33 protein-coding genes are annotated in these 22,635 nt (G+C 56.5%); 1 reads left to right on the top strand and 32 read right to left on the bottom strand.

What is annotated here, in order from left to right:
• Window positions 1–7: 7 nt before the first annotated feature.
• The 5 genes from ASF13_RS22840 to ASF13_RS22825 all read right to left on the bottom strand — a co-directional run bounded on the left by ASF13_RS22840 (window position 8) and on the right by ASF13_RS22825 (window position 5,690).
• A complete protein-coding gene (locus ASF13_RS22840) occupies window positions 8–475 on the bottom strand; it encodes a hypothetical protein (RefSeq protein ID WP_056242364.1) in 468 nt (155 codons plus the stop codon).
• The gene (locus ASF13_RS22835; RefSeq protein WP_082502403.1) at window positions 475–948 is read right to left on the bottom strand and encodes a hypothetical protein; all 474 of its coding nucleotides are present in this window, start codon (window positions 946–948) and stop codon (window positions 475–477) included. The genes ASF13_RS22840 and ASF13_RS22835 overlap by 1 nt, the downstream gene beginning before the upstream one ends.
• 39 nt (window positions 949–987) lie before the next feature.
• Window positions 988–1,413, bottom strand: coding sequence for a hypothetical protein (locus tag ASF13_RS24595; protein ID WP_156365652.1), 426 nt, complete (start codon window positions 1,411–1,413; stop codon window positions 988–990).
• A gap of 84 nt (window positions 1,414–1,497) precedes the next feature.
• The gene (locus tag ASF13_RS22830) at window positions 1,498–5,202 is read right to left on the bottom strand and encodes a tape measure protein (RefSeq protein ID WP_056242357.1); all 3,705 of its coding nucleotides are present in this window, start codon (window positions 5,200–5,202) and stop codon (window positions 1,498–1,500) included.
• Between the two features lie 68 nt (window positions 5,203–5,270).
• Window positions 5,271–5,690 (bottom strand): hypothetical protein, encoded by a 420-nt coding sequence (locus tag ASF13_RS22825; RefSeq protein WP_056242352.1) that lies wholly within the window; start codon window positions 5,688–5,690, stop codon window positions 5,271–5,273.
• 178 nt (window positions 5,691–5,868) lie between these two features.
• On the opposite strand from ASF13_RS22825, the gene ASF13_RS22820 reads away from it, so the two are divergent.
• Complete coding sequence (locus ASF13_RS22820) at window positions 5,869–6,273, top strand: hypothetical protein (RefSeq protein WP_156365651.1); 405 nt, start codon at window positions 5,869–5,871, stop codon at window positions 6,271–6,273.
• 15 nt (window positions 6,274–6,288) lie between these two features.
• Here the strand turns inward: ASF13_RS22820 and ASF13_RS22815 are convergent, their stop codons facing one another.
• The 27 genes from ASF13_RS22815 to ASF13_RS22700 form a co-directional block, all read right to left on the bottom strand.
• Window positions 6,289–6,963 (bottom strand): DUF6246 family protein, encoded by a 675-nt coding sequence (locus ASF13_RS22815; RefSeq protein ID WP_056242343.1) that lies wholly within the window; start codon window positions 6,961–6,963, stop codon window positions 6,289–6,291.
• Window positions 6,964–7,015: 52 nt separating this feature from the next.
• Window positions 7,016–7,771, bottom strand: coding sequence for an Ig-like domain-containing protein (locus ASF13_RS22810; protein WP_056242340.1), 756 nt, complete (start codon window positions 7,769–7,771; stop codon window positions 7,016–7,018).
• Window positions 7,772–7,838: 67 nt separating this feature from the next.
• Window positions 7,839–8,222, bottom strand: coding sequence for a hypothetical protein (locus ASF13_RS22805; protein WP_056242338.1), 384 nt, complete (start codon window positions 8,220–8,222; stop codon window positions 7,839–7,841).
• The gene (locus tag ASF13_RS22800; RefSeq protein ID WP_056242337.1) at window positions 8,219–8,644 is read right to left on the bottom strand and encodes a hypothetical protein; all 426 of its coding nucleotides are present in this window, start codon (window positions 8,642–8,644) and stop codon (window positions 8,219–8,221) included. The genes ASF13_RS22805 and ASF13_RS22800 overlap by 4 nt, the downstream gene beginning before the upstream one ends.
• Window position 8,645: 1 nt before the next feature.
• Window positions 8,646–8,993 (bottom strand): hypothetical protein, encoded by a 348-nt coding sequence (locus ASF13_RS22795; protein ID WP_056242336.1) that lies wholly within the window; start codon window positions 8,991–8,993, stop codon window positions 8,646–8,648.
• 96 nt (window positions 8,994–9,089) lie between these two features.
• On the bottom strand, window positions 9,090–9,464 hold the full coding sequence (locus ASF13_RS22790; RefSeq protein ID WP_056242332.1) for a hypothetical protein: 375 nt from the start codon (window positions 9,462–9,464) through the stop codon (window positions 9,090–9,092).
• A 2-nt stretch (window positions 9,465–9,466) separates the two neighbouring features.
• Entirely contained in the window at window positions 9,467–9,868 is a 402-nt protein-coding gene (locus ASF13_RS22785) for a hypothetical protein (protein WP_056242330.1), read from the bottom strand.
• 9 nt (window positions 9,869–9,877) lie between these two features.
• Window positions 9,878–10,957: a major capsid protein gene (locus ASF13_RS22780; protein WP_056242326.1), complete on the bottom strand. Its 1,080-nt coding sequence runs from the start codon at window positions 10,955–10,957 to the stop codon at window positions 9,878–9,880.
• A gap of 9 nt (window positions 10,958–10,966) precedes the next feature.
• Window positions 10,967–11,410, bottom strand: coding sequence for a hypothetical protein (locus ASF13_RS22775; RefSeq protein WP_056242322.1), 444 nt, complete (start codon window positions 11,408–11,410; stop codon window positions 10,967–10,969).
• A 3-nt stretch (window positions 11,411–11,413) separates the two neighbouring features.
• Window positions 11,414–12,802 (bottom strand): hypothetical protein, encoded by a 1,389-nt coding sequence (locus ASF13_RS22770; RefSeq protein ID WP_056242319.1) that lies wholly within the window; start codon window positions 12,800–12,802, stop codon window positions 11,414–11,416.
• A gap of 12 nt (window positions 12,803–12,814) precedes the next feature.
• Window positions 12,815–13,021 carry a hypothetical protein gene (locus tag ASF13_RS24590; protein ID WP_156365649.1) on the bottom strand — a complete coding sequence of 69 codons (207 nt, stop codon included), beginning with the start codon at window positions 13,019–13,021 and terminating at the stop codon, window positions 12,815–12,817.
• Window positions 13,003–13,983, bottom strand: a complete 981-nt coding sequence (locus ASF13_RS22765) for a phage minor head protein (protein WP_072166484.1) — start codon at window positions 13,981–13,983, stop codon at window positions 13,003–13,005. Before ASF13_RS22765 ends, ASF13_RS24590 begins: the two co-directional genes overlap by 19 nt.
• Window positions 13,940–15,370: a DUF1073 domain-containing protein gene (locus ASF13_RS22760; RefSeq protein WP_056242313.1), complete on the bottom strand. Its 1,431-nt coding sequence runs from the start codon at window positions 15,368–15,370 to the stop codon at window positions 13,940–13,942. Before ASF13_RS22760 ends, ASF13_RS22765 begins: the two co-directional genes overlap by 44 nt.
• A 21-nt stretch (window positions 15,371–15,391) precedes the next feature.
• Complete coding sequence (locus ASF13_RS22755) at window positions 15,392–16,855, bottom strand: DNA-packaging protein (RefSeq protein ID WP_056242309.1); 1,464 nt, start codon at window positions 16,853–16,855, stop codon at window positions 15,392–15,394.
• Window positions 16,842–17,321, bottom strand: a complete 480-nt coding sequence (locus ASF13_RS22750) for a DUF2280 domain-containing protein (protein ID WP_056242306.1) — start codon at window positions 17,319–17,321, stop codon at window positions 16,842–16,844. The genes ASF13_RS22755 and ASF13_RS22750 overlap by 14 nt, the downstream gene beginning before the upstream one ends.
• Before the next feature lie 32 nt (window positions 17,322–17,353).
• The gene (locus ASF13_RS22745) at window positions 17,354–17,989 is read right to left on the bottom strand and encodes a putative metallopeptidase (RefSeq protein WP_056242303.1); all 636 of its coding nucleotides are present in this window, start codon (window positions 17,987–17,989) and stop codon (window positions 17,354–17,356) included.
• A gap of 297 nt (window positions 17,990–18,286) precedes the next feature.
• Complete coding sequence (locus tag ASF13_RS22740; RefSeq protein ID WP_056242300.1) at window positions 18,287–18,538, bottom strand: DUF2560 family protein; 252 nt, start codon at window positions 18,536–18,538, stop codon at window positions 18,287–18,289.
• 130 nt (window positions 18,539–18,668) lie between these two features.
• Window positions 18,669–19,004: a hypothetical protein gene (locus ASF13_RS22735; protein WP_056242297.1), complete on the bottom strand. Its 336-nt coding sequence runs from the start codon at window positions 19,002–19,004 to the stop codon at window positions 18,669–18,671.
• Window positions 19,005–19,137: 133 nt separating this feature from the next.
• Entirely contained in the window at window positions 19,138–19,320 is a 183-nt protein-coding gene (locus tag ASF13_RS25420) for a lysis system o-spanin lipoprotein Rz1 (protein WP_369814413.1), read from the bottom strand.
• A gap of 237 nt (window positions 19,321–19,557) precedes the next feature.
• Entirely contained in the window at window positions 19,558–19,995 is a 438-nt protein-coding gene (locus ASF13_RS22725; RefSeq protein WP_056242294.1) for a lysozyme, read from the bottom strand.
• Window positions 19,979–20,302: a phage holin, lambda family gene (locus ASF13_RS22720; RefSeq protein WP_056242291.1), complete on the bottom strand. Its 324-nt coding sequence runs from the start codon at window positions 20,300–20,302 to the stop codon at window positions 19,979–19,981. The genes ASF13_RS22725 and ASF13_RS22720 overlap by 17 nt, the downstream gene beginning before the upstream one ends.
• Window positions 20,303–20,672: 370 nt before the next feature.
• On the bottom strand, window positions 20,673–21,164 hold the full coding sequence (locus tag ASF13_RS22715) for an antiterminator Q family protein (protein ID WP_056242288.1): 492 nt from the start codon (window positions 21,162–21,164) through the stop codon (window positions 20,673–20,675).
• Complete coding sequence (locus ASF13_RS25220) at window positions 21,151–21,282, bottom strand: hypothetical protein (RefSeq protein ID WP_255354478.1); 132 nt, start codon at window positions 21,280–21,282, stop codon at window positions 21,151–21,153. Before ASF13_RS25220 ends, ASF13_RS22715 begins: the two co-directional genes overlap by 14 nt.
• Entirely contained in the window at window positions 21,279–21,620 is a 342-nt protein-coding gene (locus ASF13_RS22710) for a dATP/dGTP pyrophosphohydrolase domain-containing protein (RefSeq protein WP_056242283.1), read from the bottom strand. Before ASF13_RS22710 ends, ASF13_RS25220 begins: the two co-directional genes overlap by 4 nt.
• The gene (locus ASF13_RS22705) at window positions 21,617–22,204 is read right to left on the bottom strand and encodes a recombination protein NinG (protein WP_056242280.1); all 588 of its coding nucleotides are present in this window, start codon (window positions 22,202–22,204) and stop codon (window positions 21,617–21,619) included. Before ASF13_RS22705 ends, ASF13_RS22710 begins: the two co-directional genes overlap by 4 nt.
• Window positions 22,201–22,365: a NinE family protein gene (locus ASF13_RS24585; protein ID WP_156365648.1), complete on the bottom strand. Its 165-nt coding sequence runs from the start codon at window positions 22,363–22,365 to the stop codon at window positions 22,201–22,203. The genes ASF13_RS22705 and ASF13_RS24585 overlap by 4 nt, the downstream gene beginning before the upstream one ends.
• Entirely contained in the window at window positions 22,362–22,628 is a 267-nt protein-coding gene (locus ASF13_RS22700; protein ID WP_156365647.1) for a hypothetical protein, read from the bottom strand. The genes ASF13_RS24585 and ASF13_RS22700 overlap by 4 nt, the downstream gene beginning before the upstream one ends.
• Window positions 22,629–22,635 lie beyond the last annotated feature (7 nt).

The raw sequence follows: 22,635 nt of genomic DNA, 5'->3' as shown, positions 1-22,635 counted from the left end.
GAAGTCATCAGGTGCTTGCAAGGCCGGGCCATTCTGCTGGGTCATAGAGGATGCCTATATTTTTGTTCAGGGGGTTGGTCATCGACAGAGACACGTTGACGTCCAGGGCGTCCATGCTGCAGTCATTCACGTACAGCACCCACGATTTCAGCAGCGTGGCCATATCGGCGTCGTACAGCGCGAAGGTGGCGCTGATCGGCGTGACACGGGAATAGCCCTTCCAGGCCTTCAGCTTCTGCTTAAAGTCCTGCGCCAGGCGGCTGAATTTCAGGGTGCTGTCGATCACCGGGATACTGCTCTGCTGGCTTTCCGTCAGCTCGAACCGGCAGGCGTCAAAGTCGATGCCGGCCAGCCGCTTGGCGAAAATCTGGTTGTTGACCAGGCGAACATACCCGAAGGTGCTGTGATGAAAGGTGATGGTTTCAAACTGGATGCGGTTCGGTCTCTGCGCTCTTATCTGGCGCAGCGTGGGCATTATTCACTCCTGGGGATGGTCTCAGTGACAACGATGTCGAGCCAGCTGCTCCACGGCGGCGGCAGCTCCAGAATCAGGTCGCCGTAGTCGTCGTCGGAGTTGGCCAGCTGCCGGCAGATAACGTCACCCACCCAGGTGAATACCGATCCGGACTGGCTCCACGTCGGGTAAGCCGTAAAATGCAGCTCCAGCAGCTCCAGCCCGGTGTCACCCGTTCCGGTGCCGACCTTCATCGTGAACCACTGGTTGCAGTTGTCCAGATAGTTGGGGCTGCGCAGCCACTGTGAAAAAGCCCGGTGCTGGTACTCGCTGAAAATCCAGCTCAGCGAGAGCGAGGTTTTCAGGTCGTCGGTCAGCTTCTGGAAGATCGGGGCGCCGACTTGTGGCTGTTCGGTGCGAAATCCGGTATCCGTCTTCGGGTTTTTGTTGGACTTCTGCGCCAGCGGCAGCCAGTCGGGGTATTCGATAGCCATAGTTACCGCCATAAAAAACCCGCCGAAGCGGGTTGCTGTTTATTTCCAAGCCCCTAATGTGTACCCATCAACTTCACCAACTTTTAAACGCCAAACTGTATCAGGCGTTTGAATTTGCTGAGCACCTTGAAATACTCTCACAGCTTCAAGATGGATAAACTCAATAGCATCAAATTCATCAGGTGGTGATGAGTATCTTTCATTCTTAATATGATTAAAATAGTTATTAATAGCCTCTGTAGCTTCTTCACTGGGCGAGCTACTTGATAGTTGCTCAGCCATCAAGTCACACCATCGAGCCCCTCCGATTATCATTCCACTATATAAAACACCCTTTATAGACAGAGTTACAGCTAGCGACACCCCTTTATTTGCCCAAGTAATGTAACTAACTAGCGTGTCATCTTTGTGGTTATAGCTATATTCTACTTCCGATGTTTTGATTTCGTTTTCTTCTGTAGCCATGTGAGCCTCGATTTATGTTAAAGCAGTCAATCTGCAAAAAAAAGCGCGCAGTATTTTACAAGTTAACATAAGTTAAGTTAAAGATTAACTACCAATCGCTTTACGTGGTGCACTGTGGTAGGTGGAGATCGCTCGGCTGGCTTGCCCTCCATTAGCGATGTCCGTAATGAAAGCCTCTAAAGTGAGAGTGTTTCCATCTTGACTGGATTTGTAGTCATAAGCATGATCGCCGGAGGTGTAATCATTGAAGTTCACGACAACATTCATAGCACCGCCGCCCTGCATGTCCTTATTGCTGATCACCTTCCCGTTATCGCCGGGGATCATGTACTGGCTGCCGTTACTGGCCTGGTAGATTTCAGGCATCCCCCCCTCGCCCACCTGGTACATTGAGCCGGCTGAGACCGGGCCACCGTTTTTACGCTTACCGGCCACGCCCATCGCCAGCGCGCCGAGCACGGCACCGATGCCGATAGCCGCCGCCCCGCCGAACGAACCGATAGAGGCCACGATAGCCGCTGGCGTCCAGGCTGCGGTAGCAGTACCAGCAGCGGCTGTACTGGCGGCGGTGGTCGTTGCCAGCCCGCCGACCTGCGCAGCTGTAGAGGCCGCAACGGCGGCCTGATTAGCCGCGGTACCCATGACCGCCGACTTGACCCACTCAACGCCCATCTGAACGAAGGTGTTCACCAGGCTGTTCAGCACGGTAGAGCCGAGTGAGCGCATTGCCTCTTCGGCACTCATGCTACCCGTCAGCATGCCTGTCAGCGCGTTGGATGCATTACCGGCCAGTGCGTCGAACGATGCGGCCAGCGCCTCGTTGCCGGTGCTCTGGTTGCGCCAAATCTCCCACTGCGCCGCCACGCGCTGCTGCTCGTACTCAGTGTTGAGGGAGTTGCGCAGCGCCAGCGCCTGCTGCTCGGTCAGAGTTTTGTTCTTCTCAAATTCTTGGATAAGTGCCAGTTTACGTGCGTTCTCGTTGGCCAGCGCCTGTACCGGGTCCACCAGCCCGGCGGATTGCTGCTGCGGGGTGACCGCCTGCCCGGCGCGGATCTGCGCGAGCTTGTCCTGGTGATCCTGTGCCATTCTCTCGGCGGTAGTATCGTACTCCTGCTGGGTGATCTTCTTCTGCGCCAGCGCCACTTTCAGGTCGGACACATCCTGCTGATAGCTGACGCTCTCGGCTGTTTCAGGGATCAACTTCTGCGCTGCCGCCTGCGCCCGGATGGCAGCAGCGCCATCCCATTTCTTGGCGGCGTACTGCGCGGCCAGCTGCAGGTCCTTCTGCGTGGCAGCCGCCCCGAGGGATTGCTGCGCGGTCAGGATCGCCTGCTCTCGAGTCATTTCCCGGGTCGAGTCTGCAGTAAGTTCCGACTGCTGCTTCAGGTTCGCCAGCTTCTGCGCGACCGATTCAGTGGCTGATGCGGATTTTTTATCCTGGCTGAGGCTTTCCTGCTGTGCCTTTTTACGGGCCTCTTCAGCTTTTTGCAGATCGTAATTTTCACCAGCCAACTGGCCGGCACCCGTAACCTGATTTCTATTTTTACTGACCTTGGACATCTCCATCTCGGCTTTGGTAACAGCCCGAGTCCGCTCGTCTTTGATCTTGAGGAGCTTATTCTGCTCTTCCAAGCTCAAAATCATTTTGTCACCATCCTCGGTGGCTGGGGAAATGTTTAGAGATTTCGGGTTATAACTCTGCCCAGCCTGATTCGCGCGACTGACTTCATCAGCGGTTGTACCAAAAGCCCTGGCGACAGCGCCCTGAACACGCTCAAGGGTTGTGCCCTTCTCGATCAGACCATCATGGACACCCATAGATGTGAGCATGTTATTTGTAAGAAGCCGGCTGGCCTCGGCCTGGGTACCTTCCGTTTTCGCCAGTTTTTCGCGCGCGTTTGCCAGATCACGGGATTTTTTGTGGAGGTTGTCAGTTACTTCGGCTGAGGTGCGCAGGTACCCCTCAAGGTTGCCCATGCTTTGCGCTGCCCGCTCTGCTTCAGGGCTGATGTTTTTATACCGAGCCTGGAGCGTTGCAACTTCTCCTTCCAGCGTTTTGACTGCATCGACCTGAGCACGCACCGACTCGTTGGCGTCGGCGATCGTTCCGCGTAGCTGGGTGTTGCTCATCGACTTCATTGCATCGTTAAGCCGATCCAGCCCGTCAGCGAAAGCAATAGCTTCTCTTTTCGCCTGCTCGGATTTCTGCCAGAAGTAATAAATAGCTGCTGCAGCAAGCATTGCTGCCCCGGCAGGCCCACCGATTAACCCTAACGTGCCCCGAAGAAATGCTGTTGATGCTGAAGCAGCCCTCGTGGCAATTGTTGTAGCCTCTTGTGAGGCTATATACCGTCCGTTCGCTGCCGTAGCGACACCCGTAGCATCCGCAACCACTAAACGAGCTGCACTAACCTGCGCTTCTGCAGCTGCAATTGCCGTTGCCCTTGCCTGAGTAGCGGACGCTTCAGCAAATGCTATACGTGCACTTAGCGCTGCAGACGCTTGCTGCAACTGAGCCATCCTTGTTGCGGTGGCAATGCGCCCCTGTTCAGTGATCTGAGCTTTAAGCCTCTGCGTCTCCTGCACTTTCTCCGCTTCAATCTGAGCCAATTGAGTGCGAAGCTGAATTGCCTGTGCCTCCGCCAATCGGACTTCAGTTACTGATAATGCGTTCGTCTCTTTGAGCACATTAGCTCTTGCCTGAGCAACATTTAAGGCGGATATGGCAGAACTTTTATCAGCTTCAGCCACTCTTAACTTGGCTGCTGCCTCAATCTCCGCGCTTTTCGCAGCCACAGCAGATGCTTTTGAGGCGGCTACGCTGGCTAATGTATCCTGCACTTTAGCTGTGGTGGCCATAGCTAGGGCCCCGACATACCGACTTCCCATAACTCCTGCAACCAGAATCAGAGTTCCACTAAGTAACTCGAGGTTCTCAGACATGGTGATGACCGAGTCACGGAAGCCAGTAGCGAAGGATTTAACAGTGGAATTTTCACCGAAAAACTTCGTGACGTTGTTACCGGCAACCAGCAAGCCCTGCGAAATACTGACCGTGGTTTTAGCGAACTCCTTGCCGATCGCATCGCCCTGTGACAGCAGACCATTAACAATAACTTCGTTGGTGATCTTCCCTTGTGCAGCCATGGCACGCAGCTCACCCAGCGACACACCAAGGGAGTCAGCCAGGGCAATCATTAGCCTGCTACCTTGCTCAGAGACAGAGTTAAACTCCTCCCCTCGCAGCGCGCCGGCAGCGAGGCCCTGTGATAACTGGACGATGGCGTTTTCGGCTTCCTGAGTCGTTGCGCCAGATACGGCAAAACCCTGATTTATGATGGTTGTGAGCTTGGCAAGATCGGCAGAGCTGGTATTCAGCAGGCGGGTACCGCGCTCCAGCCGGGCATAAAGGGTTGCGGTACCGTTCAGGCTGGACTGAGTTGCCTGCGAGATGTCAAAAATACGCTGCATGACCTCGGCCTGCTGCTCACCCTGTTTAACGGAGTTGGCGACCTTGTTATTCAGAACGGTCCAGGCGTCAGCATAAGCACCCACCTGCTGGACAGATAGCGCCGCCAGCAGGCCTTTTGCTATGCCGCTGAGGCTGGACATCGTCCGCTCCATTGATCCAACGGCGCGCTCCGTGCGATTAACACTTGCCTCCAGGCGGCCCATGCTGCCGCCCATGCCACTCAGGGCAGCATCGACTTCTCGCCGGGCAGCCAGCAACTTGGCGGTATCCATATCCACTTCATAAATGATGCTGCCTGCGTTAACTGAACCTGCCATTTGCTTTTCTCCGGGCATAAAAAAACCCCGCCGAAGCGAGGTTTTATGAATTAATATTCATTGCATTATTAACTCTTAAAAAGACCTGCAAAAATCAACAGAGCAACAACCGCAATTAGCCAAGGTAATGCACGCTGAATGTCTGACTTTGCGGAAGGCTCATTCATTTCCTCCAGTTTTTTCTTATCCAACAAATCAAAATCATGCCTGAGCAAAGCTTGTTTTTCTTCAAGAAGAACAGCATTCAGGTCATCAGCCATCGATGCATATTCAGACGTCATGATTTTTGTCAACAAATCAACGGTCGCATCATTTACATCAAGTTCTGCCGCGTGTTTATTGCCACCTGATAACTCAGCCGCCTTTAAATATGCGTGACATTTTTCAGCTAACAGCCTCACTTCGGAGCGATTTACTTTAAACACATCTTTTGATGTTTCTGATTTGATAAATAAATCATCAATTTTCTCATCATAAGCAAAAGCCATATCCCTATCCCTATCCCCATTAGTAAACCGTTCAGATGAATCCTAACGGGGAGCGGTAGCAAATGGAAGCAACAAAATCCACACTTAAGCCTTGTCACCAGGTACTGTTTATCTATCAGGATAGATGAACACCACTCCTTCAGGTTAGGCTGAATGAAACCCCAACGAGGCCCGAACCATGGATAGATTTTCCTCACAGATTGCACGCATCTCCTCTATGTCTCACAAAGAAATCGTCGATCTGCATTTCGCCCTTCATACGGAGATAAAAGAGCTGTATAAGCCGAAAAAGCATCCCGAAAGAATCAATGATGTGAAGTTGCTCTGTGAAAAGTCAGTGGCCATATCAGCGATTGTCATCAACTCGCTGAAGAAGAAGCACAGGGCTGAGGCTGATGAGTATGCAAGGCTATTTGGAAAACTTTCTCCTCTCAAATTCAGCTACCCCGCTCACGCTCCAGCTAACACGCTTTGCGCCATTTTAAGAAAGCAAGGTGATAGCAGCCAGGCAGATTACATTGAGCGCAAAATGACAAGCGAAGGTTGGGGTACAGGTCGTTATGTAGATCTTCTTGACCTTTGATTGCAACCGGCGGAGCTAAGCCAGTTTCGCCCGCCGGCGCGCCCGCTTCGCAAAGAAGTCATCAGCCTCGGCGTCGTACTCTTCCCGGGTGTAGCCCTTCTGATCCGGGTACTTGGCAGCCAGCATCATCGTGAACTCAGTCATGGAGAGCTGCTGCGCCTCTTCCCGGCTAATGGCAAACTGGTTGCGCGCGGCGCTGACGTACTCAAAGGCGCGGAACTCCGTGGTGGCCTGCCCTCTTTCGTGGCGCTGCAGCTGTCGGATTTTTGCTTTGCCGATGATGCCGTGGGTGATCAGCGACTGCGCGATCAGCACCATGTCAGACGGCGACATCAGGCCGGGCCGGTACATGAAGGCCCGTCGGCCGGTTTTGCCCGGCACCAGCTCACCAGTCAGGCGTGACACGTCACGGTCGCAGCAGGCGGCGATGATATTCATAGCCGCGGAGACGGCCGCGTTTGCCATCTGCTGGCCGCCGATGTACTTCACCAGCCAGTCGGGCACCTTGCCGTACGCATCGTGTGCACGCTGCAGCAGCGGCGTCACCTCATCGTTATGCACGTCATAGAACGCCTGCACAATATCCCGCGGCTCGCCGATCCGCGTCATCGCCAGAAATGACGGCCGGAAAAAGTATTCATCCTCGCCGGCGGTAATGGCGCACTCGCCGATCTCTTTCACTGGTGTCATTGGCGTCTCCTGTAAGCAAAAGCAAGGGCAGGCTCGCTGCCCTTTGGTTTGGTTACACGGTCACCGTCACGGTGTGGGTGGCGACATACTCGCCATCTACCGTTTTAACGGTGATCACCGCGGCACCGGCCGTTGCGCCGGACGGCGCTGACACGGTTACGGTGTTGCCAGCGAACGCCGCGGTGGCGCGCGCCGGTACCGAAGAGGTCACGGTGAACAGCTTGTTGTCGGCATCAGCCGGGTTAACGGTCACGGCAAAGGTCGTGCTGGCCCCGGCAGCGATAGTGCTGGTCGTCGGCAACACGGTAACGCCGGTGACCGGGATATCGCTGTCAGCGGCGATCACCTGGTAGGTGTTGCCCTCGTTCAGCTTCAGCTCCAGGCTGTAGGTCACGATTTCCTTAACGCCGCCGCCGTCGCTCAGCCCGGTCGCCACCATGTAGCCGATGTGGTAGAAGTCACCCCACTGGAAACGCATCCAGAAGGTTGGCTGACGGCGCGCACGCACCTCATCAACCACGTATTTCACCAGCTGCTGGATGCCGAACTCGTCGGTGCGGTCGTTAACGCGTACCTCACCCTCGATCGAGTAGGTAGGGTCCAGGCTGGCGATCAGGCTGGCAGAGAAGCCGCCGTTATCGGCATCCGACGTCAGCGCCTCCGGGCTCAGGTCCCAAGTTGCTGACGTGGGCAGCCCCAACAGCTTCCAGTCACCTTCTGCCGGAACCTGGTCAGGGCAGCCATACGCCAGTTCCAGCGTTTTGGCGCGGCCAATGAGCTGGCCGTTGTTAGTGGAGCAGCCTTGCATAGTTGCTTACCTCATTTCAGATAATAAAAAAGGCCGCTCCGGGCGACCTTGTTCGAATTGGTGGTGATCACCCGCCGTACAGGCAGGAAAATTGCAGACGCCACACCATGCGCCCCTCGGTAGTGAGTACCGGCGAAGGTATGCCGCCCATGTTGGTGATCTGGCCGATACAGGGATTGAGCGGGTTCTGCTGCACCCAGTCGACGATCGCCTGGGTAGCAGCTTCAGCCTTCGCGAAGTCACCGGAAACAGCAGAGATAACATCCAGCATGACGTAATGGTCAGAGGCCATATCCCGGTCTACCGCGCTTCCGCCATTCGAGCGGATCACGATAAAGCGGTCGCTGCCAGTTCCGGTATCGTCCCAAAATCGCCGCTGGATGGTGAAGCCAGCAAACAGCCCGGCCTGCTCCAGCAGCTCACTGACGCGCTGATACATGGGAGGCGTCACAAGCTCATCTCCCTGGCGATGATTTCATGAATTTTCGCGCGCGCGTCTTCAGCTGGTTTTTCGAGGAATTTGGGCTCGCCGGTTTTATCCCAGATATTTCCCCGGGAACCGGGTTTCTGGCCTGGCTTAACCGGGCGCGGGGTTTTGGTGCCCAGATGAATACCCTTCGCCTCATGAACTGCTGCCGCATACTTGACGGAATAGCCAATCTTCCCGATGATCCGGGTGCCCAGCGTGGTTACATCACGAAACTGTGAATTCAGCAGCGTGCTGGTATCGACCGGCACTTTTACGGCCGATTCAATGCCGATGTAGTAAAGCGCCGAGTAAATCGCCCGAACCGTTCTGCGCCCCTCGAAGCTGTCGATCAAGTGGTTAATGTTGTTGGCTACCTGCTTCACTCCCTTCACTTTCACGCCCATATCAGACTCCCGTCAGTATTGCGTAATCGTCCGCCTGCCGGTTAAAGGTGTCGGCGTAGCGGATCACCTGCATCACCTGGTCAGCGCCTGCCGCTATCGGGTCCGGGTCTGCTGACTCACCGATCAGGATGTAGTCACCCGTCTCAGCCTCAGCGTATTCAGACCAGATCGTGTTTTTCACCACCAGCTCAGCGCCAATATTGCCGATGCGCTTGGACAGCCCGCCCTGATAGTCGGCCATGATGACCAGCGGCGCGGACCAACCCAATGCCTGGTTATCCCGGTCTTTCCCCAGCGACTTCCAGATGGTGCATGGCGCGGTGTAACTCCAGATGGCTAAACTGCTCACAGTGGATACTCCAGGTGCTGATCGGGGCAACCGGGACAGTTCGGGCATTGCTGGCAGTCCGGCTTTTCTTCCGGCTCGTCTTTCGGTTCGGACATCTTAGCCTCCCACCACATCAAAAAAGCCCACGCTGGTCCCGACGTCGATCGGCAGCCCGGACGTGCAGCCTGTCTTATCCAGCGCGGCCAGCGTATTGCGCATGTTTTTAATATCGCCGCTGTAGTCGAACGAACGTGACGCCCCAGACGGGGCAGACTGCGACTTAATGCGCTGACTGGACGCGGTAACCGCCATCAGGGTGACGGCGTAAACCTGAATCAGCATCAGGTCACAATCATCGTGACCGGAGGCCGCCAGGCATTCGCTGATGCCCTCCAGTTTGCACAGGTAGGCATCAATCATGAAGTCCGGGACGGTGTAGCCCAGCGCAGATAACTGCTGTTTTACCTGCGCTGCCGTTATCTGCACTGCCATGATTATTTCCCCTTTTTAACTGCTTCCGCCAGCGCCGCGTCGGCTGCGTCAGCGCGCTGCTTTTCTGCAGCCAGTGCGGTGGCATGGGCCAGCTCAGCAGCTTCAAGGGCGTCAGCCTGAGATTTAGCACTGGCCTCAGCTGCATCCTTCAGTACCTGCACTTCCGCCAGCGCCGCGTCGAGCTGCAACTGCAGCGCGGAAGATACAGCAGCCACCGGTGCAGACGGTGTTGCCACCTCAAAGGCCAGCTTTTCGCCCTTCTTCTCGCTGGTCTTCTCCGCCTTGCCCGCGGTGATCCACTTTTCAGCGATCGCATCGTCCACGTCATACACCACGCCAGCCTCCAGTTTCTGGAAGCTGGCACCCGCGAACAGATTCGCAGAGAGAATTTTCACAAGTGCCATGGTGACCTCTTAGCTGGAAGCGTAAATAACGGAGAACTTGCCGTTGATGTCCTGCTTGACCATCAGGCCCGCAGCGCCCCAGGTGCGCCACACGTAATCGCTGTTGTAGTTCAGGCGCGGATCGGCAACGGTGCCGAACGCCTGCCCGACGATTGGCGCGATGACACCTGCCTGCAGCGGCACAATCAGAATCTGATTGCCGGTGAGCTTGGACTCTTCTTTGATGGCCGCGATACCTGACAGCTTCAGCAACTCTTCCAGCACGGTGCGGGTTTTGTTGGTGGTCTCGTAGTACTGCTCCAGGTTGGACATGATTTCTGCCGACACGTACCAGGTCTGCTGGCCGTACTGGAAGTTTTGCACCTTCAGCACGTCACGCAGCGCGATAGCGGCTTTGCGCATCGCTTCCGGATCGTTACTGGTGGCGAAGTTAACGGTCAGCGTAACGTGCGCCACGCGCTCGTCACCGCGCAGGCCTTTCCAGGTGTAGTTGTCGAACTTGATGAAATTGCCTTCGCTGTCGCGGAAGCCATCCCAGATGTAATCGACATACTGGCGACGCACGTCGTTCACGGAGCCAGACTGGGCGTCAGCCAGAGAGGACAGCGCAGAGCCTTTGTTAAACACCGGATCGCGCCAGTTGAACTTAAAGCCGCTGTCGTGCACCGGCACCATCGTACCGTCGAAGGTGTAGCTTTTGGCATCCAGCGCCGCGCCGATCTGGCCGGACATCGAGGTGTGCGCCCAGCCACGGCCGCCGGTGCGCGCGTATTCGTACACCGACTCTTCCAGGCGAACAGAGCGGGACAGCGGCATCAGGTCATTCAGCAGCGTGAACTCGGTGTTGGGCTCGAACTGCGCCAGCACCGTCTGATCGTAAGAGCGGTACAGGCGGCGGATATCGTCCACAGCGTTGGTGGCGTCCAGTTGCGGCGCACCTTCTGCATCACCGCGCCACTGCGTGCGCATGATGAAATCAGCGGCTGCTTGGGCGCTGGCGTTGCGGGCAAAAGTCAGATGGCGAAACTGCGCCTGGTTGATTTCCAGATTACCGGTCTCGGTCGCCTGGCGGGTAGAGTATCCGAACATTGTCGCTCCTTACTTGAACACGACGCGAACCAGATCGCCAGCTGCGGCTGTCAGGTCTTTATCTTCTTCGACATAGGCGAACACAGTATCTGGCGTGTCGCCGGTGGTGGTGGCCGGCTTGATGCGGCCATTGGCGATGGCTACCGGGTCACCTTTCCCGTAGGTGCCGGCAGCAGCACGCAGGTTTAGGAACACGCCCGGAGTCGGGTGGAAGCCAACCACCCAGTCGCCGGCGGCGATCGTGTCATCGACCGTTTTGCAGCGCAGGTAGTCATAGTTCGCCACGTAGTGGATGGCTGCGGCCTTGCCATCGGTTGCAGCGGTGAACTTGCCGTTTACGAAGGTGCCCACGGTACCGGGCAGCAGGTCAGCCGCCGCCGCGCCCTCGCGGTGAAGCTGCGGGTTAGCGAAGATGCCGCCCGCGTGAATTACGTGCTTTCCGTCTTTAGCCATGACTTACTCCGGCATGTCACTGAATGAATTGGTGGTGGACTGCTGGCGGTACGCGCCATTCAGGCCAAAGGAGGTCTGGCACTGAGCAAACAGGCCGTCGAGGGCAGCACCGTCGAGCGCATTCACGGCCAGATCGTCGAGGCCGAATTTGGACTTAACGGCGGCACGTTTCTCGCCCTTTTCTTTGTCGGCATTAACCGCCAGACCGCTCTCGATGGTGGTCAGTTTTTCGGCAAAGGGCTTGAACCAAGCGGGAGCTTCAGCGCTGTTGCTGGCCCGTTCACGCTCTTCCTTCTCGGCCTTTTCACGGGCTGCCTTCTGCTCAGGGGTTTCACCATTCCCGGCAGCCTTCTCGGCCGCCAGCTGGTTGTATGCGTCCATCAGCTCAGCATCGGTTTTGCCTTCGGTAGGCTTACCCGCCGCCTGGAGCGCGTTTACGATCAGGTCTTTCATCGGATTCTCTTCTCCGTTGGTTTTAATTTCGTACTCAGTGGGTTTGCGCACGACTTCTACAGGCTCACCGACAAAGACGGCCTTACCGTCATCGCCGATCAGGTATTTCTGCTTGAAATAGCGGGTGTCATTCCGATAGATGAAGCTGTCCGGCCAGACGCTCTCCGGCCACAGCCACTTATCATCTGAGCGGCCTTCGCGCAGCTTGTCGCTGATGGCACGCTGGATGTCGTCGAATGAAAAATTGGAAGCGTTGGTGAAGAAGAACCGCGTTTTGTTCAACAGCCCTTCGCGGGTGCAGTCAGCGGCCTCGGCCAGGCTGGCCAGCTCGATTTCCTGATCGTCACCTTCGGCGTTAACGAAGATGCCGACACCTTCCGCCGGCGTACCGGCACCCGGCTCGTCCAGCAGGATGGCGACGTGGTCAAAGAGCATGTTGGTGGCGATTTCGTTGTACTTTTTGCCCTTCGACTCGCCGTTGGCGGCGATGCCGGAATAGAGCAGCCCGGTGGATATGTGGATCGGCTCGGCGTTGCTGCCGGCTGCCATCTCGTCCAGGCGGTTTACCAGGCGCTTGCCCTTCTCACTGCCTTCGGCGTACTGGCGATCGACATACATATCGCCGGTCACTTTGCCGTCGTTGTGGCTGACGTTCTGCAGCCAGGCACCAACGTGATAGTTGTTCACCGCACGGACGTCGCGCGCCGAAACGTGCTTGCCGTCTACCTTCGGGTGACCGAACGGCATCGGGTTACGCTCAAGGGTGTTAAAGGCCTTGCCGATCTCTGCTGCCGGGTACAACTTCCGGTTCATCACGATATCGTCGACAACGGGCGTGACGCCGCGAACCACGATATGTGGCTTGCCGTCGATAGTTTCAGTGGTGATTTTTGAAGCGGAGTTGACGACGGTCAGCACGTTAACGCGATTGCGTTTCATGCTGTGTCCTCGTTATGAAGCCTGACCTTCTTTGCGATAGTGATTCGCGACGATGTTGTTGCTGGCTTTCTGAAGCGCCTGGTTGAACTGTTCATCGGTGCCGACAGCATCCAGCGGCACAGTCGTTTCAAATGTTTTTACGCCGAGCCTTGATTCCAGAACAATTGTCACTTTTGCTGTTCCGGTCATTGCCGCTCGTTTCAAGCTGCCTTCTGCCATTGCTGGCGCTCCTCTCTCAGTCGTTGAACTAATCCCTCATTCACCACCTTGCCGTCATCATCCACCAGGCAAGGTATCTGGCTGCAGTAACAGTGATAGCGGTTGCCGCGCTCTGCGTAGAATGTTTCGACCTCTTCGGTGGTGTAGGTGCGACCGTGCCGCGCCGCGTGCCAGCTGCGGGTCGTTGCCTTGAGCGCTGAAAGCCACAGCAGCCGGGTATTCAGCCCCAGCCGCTCACGCGCCCAGTCGGTTTCCAGCCATTGAGCCTTACGCAGCGCCCCGACCTGCTCGGTCTGAGCGATGTTCTTCGCTTGAGCCATCGACACGTCAAGGCGTTTACTGATGATGCCGGCCGTCTCACGTGGGTTGACGCCGCGGCCAATCGAATCGGAGATCACGTTGGCCAGATCGGCACGTGCGGCATCGCTGATGCCCTTCCAGTCGCTATAGGTCGAGACATATGCGGCGGCGATCTGGTTCTGGTAGGCCGGGCTGCTCAGCAGCTGCGCCAGCGTAGTTTGCTGGGCGTAGACCGGGGACTGTACCGACAGGTTAGTGAACGCCTGATGCGTGCCGCGCTCGTACTCTGCAGCAACGTAACCCAGCGCCCACAGATTCTGACTGCCACCTTCCAGCAGCGCGTCATCGAGTATCACCTGCACGCGCTGCAGCAGGTCGGCCAGCTGCGCCGCCGTCATATCGTAGATAAACGTCCCGGCATTGACCTGGTAGAGCGTTGCAGGTTCGTCGGCGTTATTGCAGGCCATAAAGCTCTGCTGCCCGTTGGTCTCACGCGTTACGCCCGTCAGACGCTGATCAAACAGCACCCGCAGCGCCCGCTTGATAGCGAGGTAACGCTCGTCGATATCGCGGAACATGCGGCCTACCTGGCGCGCTGACTGCGTGGGGTCGGCTTTGTTACGCGGTACTATTGGCGTCCCGATCCTCGTCGTCGCTGTCATCATTTAGCGGGTCCTTACCGGGTGGCTTAGCGCTGGGGTCTGGCTGCTTCGGCTCTTTAATGGGCTCCATTTCGCCAACAGCTCGCACCTCATTGGCCTCAATGGCAGCCGTGCCGAAGGCCTGCTGCGTTTTCTGTGCTACATCGGCCATTGCCTGCATATTGGCGATCTTCTCTTTCTCGCTTGGGGCCAGTAAGTCAGACCAGGCCAACGTGACCTCGCCGGAAGCAGGCGGCTCAATGGCCCCCATCATCCAGAATCGCTCCAGCACTGCGGTGACCACCGCTGACATAAACCCCCAGCGGCGGCCGTTGCAGCGCTTAGCCCAGTCCGTCTTATCCTCATCAGAGGCCAGGCGGCCGGTCTGCTGACCGAACTGAATGGTGAACGGGCATTGAATTGAGGCGGCGAACTCGTTGGCAGTCACTGTCCAGGTCGGTGCCGGATCGGCAGCAGCAACTGACAGCACCGATGGCGAGCCGGCCTGCATGACAATCGCTGCATCAGTACCGCGGTTCATTCGAGAAATCTTCTCATTCAGCGCCTCGCCTACGTCTTTAAAGCCTGCCTTTTCGGCCTGGTCCTGCAGCACCTGCATATCAGTTTCTTTTTCAAACGCGATACCCAGCTGGCGGCTGGCATTCTTCAGGAAGCCCTCCGCGCTGCCGCCGGAAACTTTCTCCAGGTCGAGCAGCTTGTTATAGCCAGCGCGCAGGAACGGCACGCCTGACAGCATATTCTCGTCTTCCGAGCCTTCGCTCAGAATGATGATCCGCTCAGGGTGAACGGTAACGCCACGCACCGGCCCGTAAGTACCATCGTCGCCGACGGGCTGCTCGTTGAAGTTGAAACTCACCGGCTGGCCGTAAGTCTCCGACATCGTGTCGGTGTCGAAGTTACCCGGTTTAACCTGCGACTCCCATGCGGGGATCAGCTTCACGATGGACTGTTCTTTCAGCTGCCCCACCAGCGTGCGGTCAACGGGCAGATGCCACTCCCGACCGTCCTTAAACTGGATCAGCAGCGCAGAGTAACGGCCAATCAGGTTACGCCGATCGGCATCCTTGATTTTCGGCCAGTGCTTTTTCAGCAGCCGGGTGACCTGCTTCTCCCACGGCGTGGTTTTGGTCGCCTCCCTTGCCTGGTCGCCGTCGATGATCGTTGGGTTATCGACCCAGCAGCTGTCCAGCAGCTTATGCACCGCGGCGTGCGCCACGGCGTTGCGTTCATAGGCCCGGTAGTACTGCTCGAAGCCAACCTGATCCGGGTAGCCGAACTCGTCCCACAGCTTCGTGCGCTTCGTGTTGCCGTTTACCCCGGCATACATCGAGCGCAGGCGGCCGACGGTAGCAGCCAGGGCGTTAACGAGAAAATTCTCCCGCGGCATTAATTCACTCACTGGTGCTCCTTAGAAGAAAATTGCCCCGGTAGAGGCACCACTTAATTCGGTCAGCGCATACACCATCGCATCGAGCCGGTCAGGTGACTTTTTGGCGGTGGCCGGAACGTATTCCATCAGCTGATTTTCCAGCACATACAGATTGCCGTGGTTAGCCACTCGCCCCTGTTCGTAAAGCGCGGATATCGGCTCAGCTCGAGCATATTTGCCCTTACTGGCATGAACCCTGATGATCCGCCCTTTGAACCCGGCATTACGGAGCGTTTCCTCGGCCATATCGCCACCCTGGTTGGTTTCGATCACGATGGCATCGGCCTGGTGGTGGTCGTAAGCGAACATGGCCTTTTTCGCCCAGCCTGCAGGCGAGTATTTGCCGCTGTAGTCACCATCCACCGAGAACTGCTTGCGGTCACCGGCACCATAGACACTGGCGGCCACTATGCCGGATTCGTCACTCTCGTCGCTGTTGGTAGCCTGCGGATCGACAGCCACGACCGTTCTTACCTTTTCCTGCCTTATCTGCAGCTGGTGAGATGCAGCGATAAGCGCCTCTGTCCACAGCGCACCCTCTGCATTGAAGCGACGTGGCTTTTGCATGTACTGCGCTTCGGCGGTGCGCCGGTGCGAGAACAGGGCGACGCGGTGCGTTTCGTTATGCTTGAACGGCCACAGCCAGCCGTCAGGCAGACCGTGGTCAATCGGGATGGCGTGGGTGTTCTCCGGGTAGGTCTCGGCATAGCTGATGCTGTTATCGATGATGACCGGCAGGTTGAGGTGGTGCCACTTCTCGCCGCTGCCGCCGCGCAGCAGGTATCCACTGAGGTCGCTGTAGTGGATGCGCTGCATAATCACGATCATCGGCGTCGTTTCGACGGCAAGGCGCGATTTAATGGTTTCGTTAAAGCGGTCGTTCACCCCGCCGCGCACGACCTCGCTGTAAGCGTCGTCCGGCTTAACCGGGTCATCGATGATCAGCGCGCCCTGCCAGCCCGGCTCCATATGCCCTGCACGAAAGCCGGTAACCTGCCCTGCAGCTGACGAGGCGTACACGCCGCCGCCGTGTTCGTTCCACCACATCGCCTTACTGTCGGCATCGTCGCGCAGCTCCATAGGCCACATCGCCTGATAGAGCTTCGACTTGATCATGCCGCGCGCGGTGGAGGAGTTCAGCAGCGCCAGGTTGTGCGAGTAGGACAGGTGCATGAAGCGCGCCCGCCGGTTCAGCGCCAGCCCGCGCCCCATCATGTTGATGGTGGCCAGTTCAGTTTTGGTGTAGCCGGGCGGAACGTTGATCACCAGGCGCGTTATCTCGCCGCTGATAACCCGATCGAGCGCGGCCTGTATCGCCAGGTGGTGCGGCGCGATGATCATCTTGCCGCCGGTGCGCTGTTTGAAGAAGTAGCGGGAGTAATAAAGCCCGTCTTCTTCGCACTCTATCTTGCGGGCAAAGTTCCGCTGCTCAACAGTCGTCATCCTCCAGCATCTCCTGTCGAGCCTTCTTGTATTCGTCCTTTGTCAGCGTGGCAGATTCGATCGGGCCGCCGTTCGCGCCGGTATGCTCCACCTTCTGCTTATTGGTATAGGCGTCGCCCACCTCTTTGGCCGCCTGCTCCATCAGCTGGGCGGTCATCGCGAGATTCTTCATCCCCTCCGCCCTCGTCGCCATGCGATCGAGCACGCGTAGCCGGTACGCCTTATTGGCGATCGGGATGTCGGCTATTTCGGTCTGGAAACGGGCGCGGGTGGCGTTGAACATGTCGACCCACCGCGCCGCGAGCGCTTTGCCGCTGGCCTTCGTCGGGTCGTAAGATTCGACCTGCTGGCGGGTGATCTTCACCTTAAATTCTACCTGGACAGCCTCAACCACCTGAGAGGGGCTGTCGAAGCACGCAAGCGATTGAACTATGTACGCTTTTACGTCATTTTTTAGCGCCGCCATAATTCACCATCCGTCCAGGTCAGTCCAGGTAATCACGCCAGTTTCATGAGGCATGTTCCGCATGCCCTGGCTATGTTTAATTTCGCTACCTCCGGCCGCTCTGCTGCGGCGTCGATCAGCTGTTGCACTTCGTTGCTGGCACCATAGCGCCGCACCACGCCCACAAACTCTTCCACGTCATGCCCGCGCATCTTCAGCTTTGGCTGACCATCGCGTGTGAACGCTGGCGCGCCAAACTCATCGGTCTCCTGGGCGATGTGGTACAGCTCGTGCTCGACCAGTGCGCAGAACTCCAAATCCGTGCACTGTGCGCAGAAATCGGCAGCCAGCGTGATGATGAACTTCGGCACTTCACCGAACCACTCATGCATCTGCTGCTCCATCCGAGCTTTCTGCCAGCCACCGGCGCGCATGGCGACTTCCTCGGCCTGGCCCAGCACCGTGCGGCCCTTTTTCGTGAACGCGCTGGAGGCCCACATAAAGCGCAGATCAGCGTCTATCAGGTGGCCGTGATCAGGATTATGCAGGTGTCCGTCATTGGAGAGGATGCGGTCGCGAACCCATTCACCGATTTCAGGAGCGGGGATCAGTCGTGTGTGGGGGTGGAACTCGTTAAGCAGGCTGCCTGGTGGTGCCGGGCGCGCGAATTCCGCTTCTGATTTGCTCATAACAGAATTTCCTGCTGGTTTCGTTGATATATCACCGACGTTGAAGTTAACCGCCACCTACCGAAACTTACACAAAACTCTGTCAATGGCGCTTTACTGACACCATTTGCAGAACTTTGTAAAATCGCTTTCATCTACCATCGCAGCGACTGGCGACCATGAGTGAGCGCCCCTGATTGGCGTCAGGAGTAACACGGCAATGGCGTTATTGGTTCCCGCTGTGCGCTGGCGTGCAGGAGTGGACACGTTCATGGCTAACACTACGGGACAGCGACGGCCGACGCTTCAGGGAGGTGGTTATTTCTCGGCGGTGGCTGTGGCAGTTGTCTCGTTCAGCACGGTGATCGCTTCGACTGACTCCTGCACTGCTTTGGTGGCGCGTGCCACGAAGTCAGTTTCAGAGTAAGTGCGGTTGAACTGGTTGATGAACAGGCGATGCTTAAACGCGTCGTCCTTGATAAAGGCCACAGCAACTTTAGCCGCAGCGGTGTCATAGTTCAGCGTCTGCAGCAGCTCAAGCTGGTTGCTCTGCTCGGTAGTGATTTCCATGGGGTACCTCGGGGAGTGGGTTTACTGTCATTACGATACCCGGCGCGCCAGGCATTGTGATAGCAATAAAAAACCGCCCGGTTAGGGCGGCTTGAGAGCTCAGTCAGTCAATCTTTCAATCGAATGTAATTTAAAAGTCAATAGGCCTTGAGCATGAGTAAAACGTTTCTGCCTCAGGGGAAACCATAACAAAAACAACTGAGTTCAATCCACCACCGTTCATGGCATTTTTAATTGCTCTATAAACACGATTTTTGACACGCTCAGCTCCGATAGCTACCGACTCGTAGGCCCCAACCTTCTCAGTCTCAGTCCCGAGATAGGTGTTACTCGGCAGCTTATGATTTTTATGAGATAGCTGCTCAAAACCATTATCGGAAAGATAAGAGTTCACATAGCGGTAATCACTTGAATTGGCGTAGCTAAGATCGAATGTAACAAGAACTGTATACCCTATTAACTTCATAAATCCTCCTCTTCGTTTGAGTAAAAGTTATCGGATTCATGAAGATTTTCTTTACTTTTAACTTCCTCGATCTGTGGATGTGTCAGAAGAAATCATTTAGAACACTGCTCCCTGATGTACTGCTGCAGGTAGCTCACCTGTCCTGTGATGGTGCTGATCCGCTCTCTGAGGGTGAAATAATTCCGTTCAGCGGACTCAGTAAGTCGGGGGCTGGTAGCATCGCCCACGCTGCTGGCGGTGGCGGTGCCACCCTTTGAGCAGGTGGCGTTGACGTGCAGCCCACACTTGCCAGAGCGAACACACTGCTGCAGATCATCAAGCTTAGCTTTGGCATCGGCCAGTTCTCCGGTGTATTTGGCGTCCAGTGCAGCAACATCGCGCTGGCGCACCTGCATGTCGTCGATGGTCTGCTGCCGCTGGGTTGCCAGCAGCTCGGCATCATCAGCGCGTTTATCGGCAGCCTGGTATTGGCTGTGGTAGTAACTGGCCAGCTTCGCGCCGACGATCGCCATGACCAACAACACACCCCACACCATCGTGCGCCAGTCGAATTTCACGACAGGAACAGCGCACGTTCGCGCCGCCTCCGGGAAAGGAGAATGTCCGGGTCTTTACCGGCCTTCTTCCACATCAGGAATGCGTCTGCCGCACCAGTGTAGTTTTTGCCATTGAGCAGCCGAAGCACTGTCGAACCGGCAAACGCCGGGCCGCCGATGTTGAAAACCAGACTGCACAGCGCGTCATACTGGTTCTGAGTGAGTGGCACTTTCACAGAGCCATTGATGGCTTTTTCCACCCACTGGATATCCTGCAGCAGCAGCTCGGTAGATTTGACCTGGCTGATCCTCATCCCCAGCACAACGGGCTTGCCATCAACCTTCCCGGTGTGGCCTACGCCTACTGTAGGGATGCCGCGGGAGTCCAAGTAACCGGTGAGCTCTTCACCCTCTTCTCCTTTGAGGCGGATTACGCCGTTACTGCTGATTTGCATCTTCCACCCCAGCTTTTTTGGCAACAACACGCTTAATCAGTGCGCCGATGGAGTCTGTCCCCACGTAGCCAATGAACACGCTGGCGATGTAGGCAAGGTTGGTGTTCAGCCCGACGAAATCCAGAAGGTCACGGACGAACCAGGCAATCATCGCGCACATCACGCCGTCAATGAGTGTCTTCACCAGTGGGCCGCCATTGTAGCGACCCCGCAGCCAAGCCATCACGAACGCCAGTATTGCGCCGATTCCCTGCTCTTTTGCCGCCAGTAGCGCGGCAAGGAAATCCTGTTTATAGGGCATACGCATATCTCTCACCTCCGTTTCCGGATCGGTGTTGTGTGTGGATGGGTAAGGGGGAAATGAAAAAGCCCCGGCGGTTAGCCAGGGCTTGAAATGTGGTGTGGTGTGCTGACCTTCCAGCCAGCATGGTTCGGATGCGCACACTGATGTGTTTTACGAACTGGCAGACTTTTTCGGCGCTGCCACCGTAATTCATTTTGCCGGATGCCGCGCTTTCGTGCATTCCGAGCCGATGCACCTCATGACCGATTAGCGGCTTTCGTTCCGATGATGCCAATAAAAAAGCTGCCGTGGCATTCACTAAGAACACTTACGGCAGCTTACCTACTTATTATGGGTAAATGGGTATATAGACGTCAAGCACTTTCACGCAAAATCACGCAACATGCCTAATCTTCTCGACACGTTTGCGGCTATTAAGCGCATTTTTGAGTGGGGAATAGAGTAAGTACAGGCTGGCATTGATGATCTGCGCCACTTCCTTTCGACAGGTCTCCTCTGATGGCTTGCGCCATCCCTCCCCCTTGCGGCCACAGACGAACTTGCGGGGTTTTGCAGTGGCATGGTAGTACGATGCAATGGCTCGCTTAGATGATCCGTGAGAGTAGTAGCTGAGCAGAATACCGAAAGCCCGCTGGTCAATGCACATGACGGAATCCACGACCTGAGAAATCAACATTCCGTCATCGTCATTGCACATCGGGCGGGACATTACCCGGGAAGGTTCGACGCTCTCCATCCACTGAGCGATCATGCTGCTCATTCGCTTTTCCAGCCTGCCGCTGTACACCCACGCGCCCCATAGCTCCAGCCAGTTATTCAGCCAGTCGTGCTGGTCTTTCGTCAGATTCAGTTCACGTACCGGCATGTTTTACCCCCATAAGTTTTTCGGTGTTCCGCAATATGCGGTAGTTGATCTCGAACATGCGGCGCGCGCGGAACATCCGCAGGTAACGCCACTTCTGCCGAAGATAGTCAGCCATCATTCAGCCTCGTCCTTGATATGCATTCTCGGCTCGCCATCCTTCGGCTCAGGCCAGTTACGCGCCATGTTTACCTTTAGTTTTTCTTCCATCGCCGAGATGATTTCTCCATCACTGATTCCGGCGCGACGCTGCGCATCCCACAGCAGAAACTGCATGTCTGCCCATTCAGACAGGTCATCAACTTTTTCAGCTGCCTCCAGCGCTTCTGCTGACAGGTGTTTTAATGGTCCAATCGGCCCTACATCGCCGAAAGTCTTTTGTGACCATTCGGCATGCCTGGCACGAATCAGGTCACGGAGTTGCACCAGCGATCCTGTTGCGTGGTTTTTGTTGCTCATGCTGCATGCTCCTGTTTTTTTATCAGCACCCGTAATTTCGCCCTGTAACGCGCCCTGATGGCGTCGAGCTCTTCGCGGGTGTAACGGTGAAGGTTGTTGTCTGTTTCGAGCGCTGTGACGCGCTGGAGGCCGATTTTCGCTATCAGGCTGATGCGGTATGGACCGATGTTGCCGGAGTGGTGGATATTGCAGGCCGAACACTGGCTGTTGCAGTTGTCCTCGTTGAACCGGTGCTGTGATGCCGCTGCCGTCGTCCGGTAGTGGCCGGCGTGGTAGGTGATTGCCGATCTGCTGCCGCAGCTGATGCAGATATTGCCGTCCCGAGCCCTGATGAAGTCGTTAAACGCCCGCTGGGTCATGCTCATCCAGTGGCTTAACGGCTTGACGTCTGCTTTGCGTTTGTTCCACGCCGCGCGTGCGGCTTTTTCCTCTCCCTTTTTTTTGCGGTCGGTTTGCTGCCTGGCCAGCTTGGCGCCGCATTGGGGGGAACAGACGGTTTGCAGGGTGTTACGGGGGAGGAACTTCTCGGGACATACTCGGCATTTCTTCGGCTTCGGCGGTTTCGGCTTTGTCGCCTTTGTCATCGCGTTCTCCGCATACGGTTCCACTTCGCCTGCAGCAGGCCGTGCACATAGTCAAACGTCGGTATCTGGCTGGCGGTGGGCTGGGGTTTGGGTTTGCGCCGGCTGCGGCTGGTAGAGCGGATCATGGCGTGGTCGAGGCACTGCTGGAATCCTGACCTCATGGCCGCACCTGCTGAACCAGTGACTGGAAATCGGCCAGGTTGCGGCTGATGCCAAATCCAATCGGCGCGCGTGCCTTTCGGTAAACCACGCCACCCGGGTTTTCCGGGTCCTCTTTTCGCAGCAGCGCGCCGTCGGCGATCAGCCGGACAATCATGCTGCGCACAGACGGGGCTTTGTACCCTACCCGCTTCGCGATTTGGGCAGAGGTCAGCCACTCTCCATCGGTCATCGAATTGACGATAGCTATGAATAATTTGCTCATGCCAGGC

The sequence above is a fragment of the Erwinia sp. Leaf53 genome (assembly GCF_001422605.1).
Lineage (GTDB): Bacteria > Pseudomonadota > Gammaproteobacteria > Enterobacterales > Enterobacteriaceae > Erwinia.
The sequence above is the reverse complement of the archived record's forward strand: the minus strand, read 5'-3'. Positions and strand labels throughout refer to the sequence as shown.

Bases quoted from the DNA above. Each gene is read 5' to 3' on its own strand.
- ASF13_RS22755 (WP_056242309.1), bottom strand. From the start codon at position 16,855: ATGACGACTGTTGAGCAGCGGAACTTTGCCCGCAAGATAGAGTGCGAA.
- ASF13_RS24590 (WP_156365649.1), bottom strand. From the start codon at position 13,021: ATGGCAGAAGGCAGCTTGAAACGAGCGGCAATGACCGGAACAGCAAAA.
- ASF13_RS22735 (WP_056242297.1), bottom strand. From the start codon at position 19,004: ATGAAGTTAATAGGGTATACAGTTCTTGTTACATTCGATCTTAGCTAC.
- ASF13_RS22740 (WP_056242300.1), bottom strand. From the start codon at position 18,538: ATGGAAATCACTACCGAGCAGAGCAACCAGCTTGAGCTGCTGCAGACG.
- ASF13_RS22765 (WP_072166484.1), bottom strand. From the start codon at position 13,983: ATGACAGCGACGACGAGGATCGGGACGCCAATAGTACCGCGTAACAAA.
- ASF13_RS25420 (WP_369814413.1), bottom strand. From the start codon at position 19,320: ATGATCTGCAGCAGTGTGTTCGCTCTGGCAAGTGTGGGCTGCACGTCA.
- ASF13_RS22770 (WP_056242319.1), bottom strand. From the start codon at position 12,802: ATGAAACGCAATCGCGTTAACGTGCTGACCGTCGTCAACTCCGCTTCA.
- ASF13_RS22825 (WP_056242352.1), bottom strand. From the start codon at position 5,690: ATGGCTTTTGCTTATGATGAGAAAATTGATGATTTATTTATCAAATCA.
- ASF13_RS22760 (WP_056242313.1), bottom strand. From the start codon at position 15,370: ATGCCGCGGGAGAATTTTCTCGTTAACGCCCTGGCTGCTACCGTCGGC.
- ASF13_RS24585 (WP_156365648.1), bottom strand. From the start codon at position 22,365: ATGAGGTCAGGATTCCAGCAGTGCCTCGACCACGCCATGATCCGCTCT.
- ASF13_RS22835 (WP_082502403.1), bottom strand. From the start codon at position 948: ATGGCTATCGAATACCCCGACTGGCTGCCGCTGGCGCAGAAGTCCAAC.
- ASF13_RS22815 (WP_056242343.1), bottom strand. From the start codon at position 6,963: ATGACACCAGTGAAAGAGATCGGCGAGTGCGCCATTACCGCCGGCGAG.
- ASF13_RS22780 (WP_056242326.1), bottom strand. From the start codon at position 10,957: ATGTTCGGATACTCTACCCGCCAGGCGACCGAGACCGGTAATCTGGAA.
- ASF13_RS22830 (WP_056242357.1), bottom strand. From the start codon at position 5,202: ATGGCAGGTTCAGTTAACGCAGGCAGCATCATTTATGAAGTGGATATG.
- ASF13_RS22700 (WP_156365647.1), bottom strand. From the start codon at position 22,628: ATGAGCAAATTATTCATAGCTATCGTCAATTCGATGACCGATGGAGAG.
- ASF13_RS22810 (WP_056242340.1), bottom strand. From the start codon at position 7,771: ATGCAAGGCTGCTCCACTAACAACGGCCAGCTCATTGGCCGCGCCAAA.
- ASF13_RS22800 (WP_056242337.1), bottom strand. From the start codon at position 8,644: ATGGGCGTGAAAGTGAAGGGAGTGAAGCAGGTAGCCAACAACATTAAC.
- ASF13_RS24595 (WP_156365652.1), bottom strand. From the start codon at position 1,413: ATGGCTACAGAAGAAAACGAAATCAAAACATCGGAAGTAGAATATAGC.
- ASF13_RS22705 (WP_056242280.1), bottom strand. From the start codon at position 22,204: ATGACAAAGGCGACAAAGCCGAAACCGCCGAAGCCGAAGAAATGCCGA.
- ASF13_RS22820 (WP_156365651.1), top strand. From the start codon at position 5,869: ATGGATAGATTTTCCTCACAGATTGCACGCATCTCCTCTATGTCTCAC.
- ASF13_RS22745 (WP_056242303.1), bottom strand. From the start codon at position 17,989: ATGAGCAAATCAGAAGCGGAATTCGCGCGCCCGGCACCACCAGGCAGC.
- ASF13_RS22750 (WP_056242306.1), bottom strand. From the start codon at position 17,321: ATGGCGGCGCTAAAAAATGACGTAAAAGCGTACATAGTTCAATCGCTT.
- ASF13_RS22715 (WP_056242288.1), bottom strand. From the start codon at position 21,164: ATGCCGGTACGTGAACTGAATCTGACGAAAGACCAGCACGACTGGCTG.
- ASF13_RS22840 (WP_056242364.1), bottom strand. From the start codon at position 475: ATGCCCACGCTGCGCCAGATAAGAGCGCAGAGACCGAACCGCATCCAG.
- ASF13_RS22725 (WP_056242294.1), bottom strand. From the start codon at position 19,995: ATGCAAATCAGCAGTAACGGCGTAATCCGCCTCAAAGGAGAAGAGGGT.
- ASF13_RS22775 (WP_056242322.1), bottom strand. From the start codon at position 11,410: ATGGCTAAAGACGGAAAGCACGTAATTCACGCGGGCGGCATCTTCGCT.
- ASF13_RS22720 (WP_056242291.1), bottom strand. From the start codon at position 20,302: ATGCGTATGCCCTATAAACAGGATTTCCTTGCCGCGCTACTGGCGGCA.
- ASF13_RS25220 (WP_255354478.1), bottom strand. From the start codon at position 21,282: ATGATGGCTGACTATCTTCGGCAGAAGTGGCGTTACCTGCGGATGTTC.
- ASF13_RS22785 (WP_056242330.1), bottom strand. From the start codon at position 9,868: ATGGCACTTGTGAAAATTCTCTCTGCGAATCTGTTCGCGGGTGCCAGC.
- ASF13_RS22790 (WP_056242332.1), bottom strand. From the start codon at position 9,464: ATGGCAGTGCAGATAACGGCAGCGCAGGTAAAACAGCAGTTATCTGCG.
- ASF13_RS22710 (WP_056242283.1), bottom strand. From the start codon at position 21,620: ATGAGCAACAAAAACCACGCAACAGGATCGCTGGTGCAACTCCGTGAC.